Annotated in this window: 7 protein-coding genes; 1 reads left to right on the top strand and 6 read right to left on the bottom strand. The window is 51.4% G+C overall.

The window, feature by feature from the left end:
* From OEL57_RS12605 to OEL57_RS12580, 6 genes are all read right to left on the bottom strand, one after another.
* Positions 1-198, bottom strand: a 198-nt coding sequence (locus OEL57_RS12605; protein WP_300740884.1) for a type II toxin-antitoxin system RelE/ParE family toxin, incomplete at its 3' end; no start/stop codon positions are given.
* Positions 195-485, bottom strand: coding sequence for a type II toxin-antitoxin system Phd/YefM family antitoxin (locus OEL57_RS12600; protein WP_300740883.1), 291 nt, complete (start codon positions 483-485; stop codon positions 195-197). The genes OEL57_RS12600 and OEL57_RS12605, both read right to left, overlap by 4 nt.
* Positions 486-653: 168 nt before the next feature.
* The gene (locus OEL57_RS12595) at positions 654-1,403 is read right to left on the bottom strand and encodes a HipA domain-containing protein (protein WP_300740882.1); all 750 of its coding nucleotides are present in this window, start codon (positions 1,401-1,403) and stop codon (positions 654-656) included.
* Between the two features lie 69 nt (positions 1,404-1,472).
* Positions 1,473-4,250 (bottom strand): WG repeat-containing protein, encoded by a 2,778-nt coding sequence (locus OEL57_RS12590; RefSeq protein ID WP_300740881.1) that lies wholly within the window; start codon positions 4,248-4,250, stop codon positions 1,473-1,475.
* Between the two features lie 325 nt (positions 4,251-4,575).
* Positions 4,576-5,238 carry a transposase gene (locus tag OEL57_RS12585; protein WP_300740880.1) on the bottom strand — a complete coding sequence of 221 codons (663 nt, stop codon included), beginning with the start codon at positions 5,236-5,238 and terminating at the stop codon, positions 4,576-4,578.
* Between the two features lie 31 nt (positions 5,239-5,269).
* Positions 5,270-5,668: a lipocalin family protein gene (locus OEL57_RS12580; RefSeq protein ID WP_300740879.1), complete on the bottom strand. Its 399-nt coding sequence runs from the start codon at positions 5,666-5,668 to the stop codon at positions 5,270-5,272.
* A 111-nt stretch (positions 5,669-5,779) separates the two neighbouring features.
* Here OEL57_RS12580 and thiM point away from each other — a divergent pair, with 111 nt between their 5' ends.
* Entirely contained in the window at positions 5,780-6,583 is an 804-nt protein-coding gene (gene thiM / locus OEL57_RS12575) for a hydroxyethylthiazole kinase (RefSeq protein WP_300740878.1), read from the top strand.
* Positions 6,584-6,599 lie beyond the last annotated feature (16 nt).

The following is a 6,599-nucleotide window of genomic DNA, read 5'->3' as shown; positions in this document are numbered from 1 at the left end:
ATAAATAAGCTCTCGAATATCAGGATTACCTATTTCCGGCACAGTCCTTCCACTTCTCGGATTGTCAGCCAAAATTGCTTCAGTCTGGTCAATTAGGGCATCAACAAACCGAACAGCGCGCTCTACACTGTCACGTGCAATAAACTCCTCTATATCAACCAGATTTTCTTCAGCTTCCTGTGACCATGTTAAGCTCATGGGTTACCCGTACTTCTTCGGGCTAACAGTGCTTTTCGTAGTTCGTTTGTAGTTTGGGTGCGCCCGTTTTCAACGTCTGCAATCCCCTTTTCAACAGAATCAAGAAAAGATTTTCGGTAAACCAATTCATCGTAATCCGCAGCGGACAACAGTACACCGGCTGGTTTGCTGTTTTGGGTAATGACAAGTGGATGTCTGGATGTTTGGAGTATTTTGAACCACCTGGAAATATTGGTTTTAAATTCTGCAATTGGAACAATGTCATTGCTGATTGAAATAGCTCTCATTGTCTTGTCTCCTTGATACGAATATTATTCTGGTCAAAATATAGACCCATAAAGAGACCAATGCAAGTGCTCGATTTTATGCTTCGCCCAACGAGGTGAGACTGACAGAGCAGTGGGGTAAGGTGTCCCTGTATTTTCCCTGTATTTTCCTGCTGAAATCAATTTCCGCTACAGCACCACATTGGGCAGCTCCCCTGCAAACCGCAGGTATTTCTCGGCATTCTCACGCAGGTGCGCCAACAAGTCATCACCAAAGGCTTGCTCATTATCGGTCAGCTCAACTACAAAGGTAAAATTATCAAGCTGTTGCAGCATGTTCCGGCACAGGGAGGTCAAGGTACGAGCCACCTGCCGTTGTGGCAATTTGCAGGCTTCACACAGCTCTGGCAGTTGAAACGGCTGTATTGCTTCAGGATCAAAGGTATCACCCACTGCCAGCGCCAGATCGCGGTCATACTGGCTGGCGTAGCTGTCCAGACAGAGCAGGTCATAGGCCGGAGCGATCTGCATGCCGTTTACCCCGACAAAGTAGGAGAGATTCTTGGCATGGGCATCACTGTTACCGATCAGCAGGTTTAACAGTACCCACTGTAACAGGTCGCGCAGTGCCGCAGCCGGAACCCGGCAGCGGTTGCAGGCAGCAAAGAGCAGCGCTAGGCTGGCGCCTGAGCGGATCACGGCAGCGTGGCCACCTTTACCAAAGGGACGCTCATATTTATAGATCGGGGGCAGATCAAGCATCTGGCAGCCATCAATCAGATGCAGCCGGTCTATGGTCCCCTGTGGGGCCCATTGCCGGTCAAAGCGCTGCACTGCCAGCACCGGCTCACCAAGCCGGATCAGTTGCACGGCTGCCACCGGCAACTTCATCCTGCGGCCCCCCCTGTAACTTGCAAAAAAGCGCCGGTCTGTCTGCAAGACAGACCGGCGCCCCTTACCATGTCAACAGACTTTCCTCTGCTTTATTCATCCCGGCCCATCACATCGTCAACGGACTTTTAACCACTCATTGATATCAGATAAAAGCTCTCCAGGCTGCGCAGACGACACGGAATGCCCGGATTTTGCATAGTAGGGATAAAAAATGTTTGCAGATTGCGGCGTTTCCTTCGACTTAAATGCTCCAGGCTTATACTCAACCTTGAACATCCCCAGCAGCTCAGCACCGGGGGCCTCGCTTCCCCGCTTATACGCTACCCTGGAAACAACATCGGTGTATTTTAACAACGCCTCTGGAATGGCGGGAGAATAGATAACCAGATCATGTGCGGCATCAGTCAGAAAGGTGTTTACCAGTGTCAGATTCTCAAGAAACATCAGGCCGTAGCGTGGCGAACTGTCCGGGTTAATCATATAGCGCTCTACTTCGTCTGAAATACCGGTAAAGGCCAAGAACGCCGACAGGTTCATCTCCACCAGATATTTGTCCCAGTAATTCAGACTACCAAAAAGCCGGTTCATATCTTTCTCACTGAAACTTCTGCCGTCCTCAGACTTTTTGTACATCTGGGCCTGAGACTCGCCCCAACTGATCAAACGAGCCATGGCAGCCGGATTCTTGGGAAGATATTTCTGCATCTGTGGATCTGCATACCAGTCCACCCTTCCGGGCGGGTTATCTTTGTCATTTAAAAAACCCTCACCGGTTGCAATACCGAAAATCAGCCGATAGGCATTGTTTCTGGCAGTGGCGTACATCGGTTTTATATCCGCTACGTTGTACTGCAAGACGGTTGATAGTGCCGTTGTGTTTCTGAGCGATTTTGCGGCATAGGCCTCAAGCTCATTAGACCAGGTGCTTCTTTTTGAACTATTGTATAGGTCGCGGTCGAAGTGAGGCACCCAGTATATGATGGCGCAGGCGGCCGTCTCCCGTCCTCCCAGGATTCGACATTTAAACGGATAATAACTATCAAACTCGCCTTCATGTCCGGCCTCTCGGGCCAGATCCTTCATGACGCTGTCCTTATACCCGTTTTTACCAAAAAACATGTACCCGCTGATTTCATCCTGATATCCCCCGGACAACTCCGGCTGTATCAACACTTGACGCCCAAACTGTCCTGCCACAACTTTGGGGGTAAGCTCCTGGTCGGAAAAGAGAGCTTTAAAATGAGCCTTGATCTCCCGAACCAGCCCTTCATCCCTGAATACGCTTGAACCATCAGCATAGCGATCATGAAAGAGCAGCAGATTAAGCATGGTGGAGACCCTCGTACCGCCATAGCTCTCCCCCACCAAGACGACCTCAGCATCCCGCATTGCCGGTTTGTCCTCCATGAAACGCAGGATAGTCCTGACAATCTGGGCTGCATCAATGAAAGGGTTGAAATTGCCCCTGGCCATAAACTCCAATCGTCGGCCCTCCATGGTTCTCGACTCTGGTGAAACCATGTAGGAAAAGCCTGTAGCCGGGGCATCGATATAGAGCAGATTTCCGATACTGGTCCAACTGAATTTATTTTCCGAATAACCACCACTTTTCTCGGCCTGATGCTCCCTGTCCAACGTATAGGGTGCTGTATTCATAGAAAGGAGATTTACCACTGTCCCAGCACCAGGACCGCCGTTCAACATGACAAATAGTGTCTTTGGGGATTTGGCACCAGGATCTGCCGGGTGAAAGGAATAAAAGATACGAGATTCACTGGTTTTATACTTTGTAATGCCACTTTTTTCATCCTGAAGGCTGTACTCTATCGGCTCCAGAGTTACAAATCCGGCCTTGCTCCCTTCACGAAAAGTGCCGGGCTGGCCAGACTCTGTTTGCGCCGCAGGTTTTAAAGAGCTATTAACCGGCAACGCCTTGGACGCGGAAGGAACAGAAATAGACCCGGTCAGGCTGTGTAGTTGTCTTCCTGAGCGGTCAATATAATAGCCCTTGCCATTTAGATCGACAACCAGGGCGTTATCACCGGTAAACGGGTACGCGCGGGCAAATTGATGGGCAATCACGATGGCTCCTTCGCGGTCAATGTATCCCCACTTGTCCAACAATTTGACCGGGGCAAGACCATTCTGGAACGGGCCCGCGTCATCATATTTCAGGTTGATGGCCATCCGGCCCTGTGGATCTATATAGCCCCATTTCCCGTCATCCAATACCGGGGCCAACCCGTCGGAAAAAACACCAGCCATATCGAAGGTGGCCTTGACCTTGAATTCACCCGTTCCATCGACATAGCCAAAGGAATCCTGCTTACCTGAAAGTGAGGCGGGAGCCAAGCCGTTACCAAACGTGCCGAGAAACGCAAATCTCGGATTGACGACAAATTGCCCATTGCTGCTAATGAACCCCTTTCGAGATCCCATGTCAACGAGTGCCAGACCCTGCCTGAACGGGCCTGCTTCATCAAACTGAGGCTGTATCACCACCTTATCCGGTTGTTTGAGATATCCCCATTTGCCATTCATCTTTACCGGAACAAGCCCTTGGGAAACCTCACCAAGTTCTTCATATGTTGGTATAATGACATAGTTTCCGTTCTTATCGATCAGCCCCCAACGCGTATTGAAGCGAACCGGGGCGAATCCTTCTGAAAACGATCCCGCTTGGCTGAATTGTGGTAAAACGACGAGAGCACCCGAGGTATCGGCATAGCCCCATTTCTCATCAACCCTTACCGCTGCGAGACCATCACTATATCCTTGCATATCGCTTACCCGGGTACTGGTATAAAGAGAACTGTCAACCCCGTGCGGTGCCGATGCACATCCAGCAACAGTAAAAACCAGTAAAAAAACAGTAAGTATTTTTCCAATCATGCACTTTCCCCTTCCTACCCCAAAATATCGCCTCATCTTTTCATCTCGGAATCAAAACAACAGCAAAATGAGCAACTACTCATTCTGCAGTTTATCAGACAAATGGATACGCACAAGTCGCGGGCATCGGCTATAAAGTATTAAGAAGGAATCTACTCAGAAATCGGTAGACGATTTTACGGATTATTGGGCGTCAAGGCTATTTAATTTTACCTGTTTTTAGATCGTAAAACCGACAGACTGCCAGACGGCCCAAGGCCGATTCCGGGACAATACAGGGACACGGGACAATACAGGGACACGGGACAATACAGGGACACCATATCTATTTAGCATCCTTTTTCTTGCGACCTGCTTTTCTCGGTTTCACCATTCGCTGCAAAGAATTCTCAAGTGAGTCGAGGAAGGCGTCTCCTCCCAGTGCCCTACCGGTCCGCTCATGACAGCGGATCTTCTTCGCATCATCTTCGTCAACTTCTTCCAGGAACAGTCGCCAATCACCAACCATTTCCAGTAACGGCGCTACCGTGACAAGCACATCATCCTCCCCGGCAGCATGGGCACTGGCGCTGCTCCATTGCCACGAAAAGGGATCGGTGACGAGTCGCGCACGCACCGGATTCATTTCAACGTATTTCGCTGCTGCGAACAAATAGCTTTCATCCATGGGAAACGATGAGAATCTCCCCTGCCACAGATGACCTGTCCATTTCTGGCGACGGTTGATCATGGCGGAGTAGCGGCGATGGGCCTCACCGATTGCCAGGCGCAAACTTTCTTCCGTCTCGGGTACGGCAATGAGGTGAACATGATTTGGCATCAGGCTGTAGGCCCAAATTACAGCGTTGTATTTCCGGCACCATTCGGCCATCAAGGCAAGATACGCTTGATAGTCTTCATCCCGGAAGAACGTTTCCATTCTGCGATTACCACGTTGGGTAACGTGATGTGGTATACCGGGTGCAATGATGCGGGCTATTCGTGGCATGCGATAAAATTATCCTCCTGCCTTTACAGCGTCAACCATTAATGGGTATGGTGTCCCTGTATTTTTCCCTGCAGTAGTCACCCCTAAACGGCCAGAAAAACGAGACCTTCAGCTTCGCATTACTAGTGCTGTCCACCACCCAGGCATGGCCTTTTGACTGGCGCTGCTTACCATCCGCACTGTCCTTGCAACGATTCAATACCTCAATGTCGCCATCACTTCGCAAAGTATAGTTGGCGCTGCTCTCCAGACAGCCTTTCTGAAATCGGTTGGGGTAGCGGGCGATCTCATACCACTGCCCAAGGTAGCGCTTCAGATCCACCTGCTGCACGGTCTGCAAAGGCGCTAGGCTGGTATCGGCCTGCGCCGTCCGTGTACTCAGAGCAACTATGGCCAGGGCAAGCAGTGCAAAAAACGGTGTAACCTTCATCTTGTCACCTACTTTCTGTTGAACTTCCTGCCATCTACTGGTACTGGCTAAACTTCATCTATAGTAGTGTACCAGATTTTCAGCCGATACGGCTGTCCAAACGAGGGAACCATGCCAACCATTCAGCAACAGGCCGCACTAAACCTGACCAAACTACGGGAGACCAGACCGCTGGTCCATAACATCACCAACTTTGTCGTCATGAACTTCACTGCCAACATCCTGCTGGCCAGTGGTGCCTCACCGGTCATGGCCCATGCCGAGAATGAGGTGGAGGAGATGGTGGGCTTTGCCAGGGCACTGGTGCTGAACATCGGCACCCTGACTGATGACTGGGTTGATGCCATGGTCAAGGCCGGTAAAAAGGCCACCAGCCTGGGGGTGCCGATCATCCTTGATCCAGTGGGGGCCGGTGCCACAACGCTGCGCACCAATGCCGCAAAACGGATTCTTGCAGAGACCAAAGTCAGTGTGGTGCGGGGCAATGCCTCAGAGATCCTGGCCCTGGCCGGTGCCCAGGCCCACACCAAAGGGGTGGATGCGGCTGATACGGTGGATCAGGCTGCTGAACAGGCGATCCGGTTGGCAAAGGAACTGGGGGTGCCGGTGGCGATCACCGGACCGCAGGATCTGATTACCGATGGCTGTCGGGTAATCCGGGTTGATAACGGGCATCCGCTGATGGGGGCGGTTACCGGCACCGGTTGCGGTGCTACTGCCGTGATTGCCGCCTTTAGCGGGGTTGATCCTGATCCGGTCTCAGCAGCGGCAACCGCGCTGGCGTACTATGGGCTGGCCGGAGAACGGGCCGCTGCAGGTGCCAACGGTCCCGGCAGCTTTGTTCCCTGTTTTCTTGACAGCCTGTATAACCTGACCCCTGCGGAGCTTGAACATGACGCACGTATCAATGGATAGCAGGCTATTGCTGCTT

Origin of the sequence: Trichlorobacter sp. (genome assembly GCF_030247655.1) — a bacterium.
Classification (GTDB): domain Bacteria; phylum Desulfobacterota; class Desulfuromonadia; order Geobacterales; family Pseudopelobacteraceae; genus Trichlorobacter.
The sequence above is the reverse complement of the archived record's forward strand: the minus strand, read 5'-3'. Positions and strand labels throughout refer to the sequence as shown.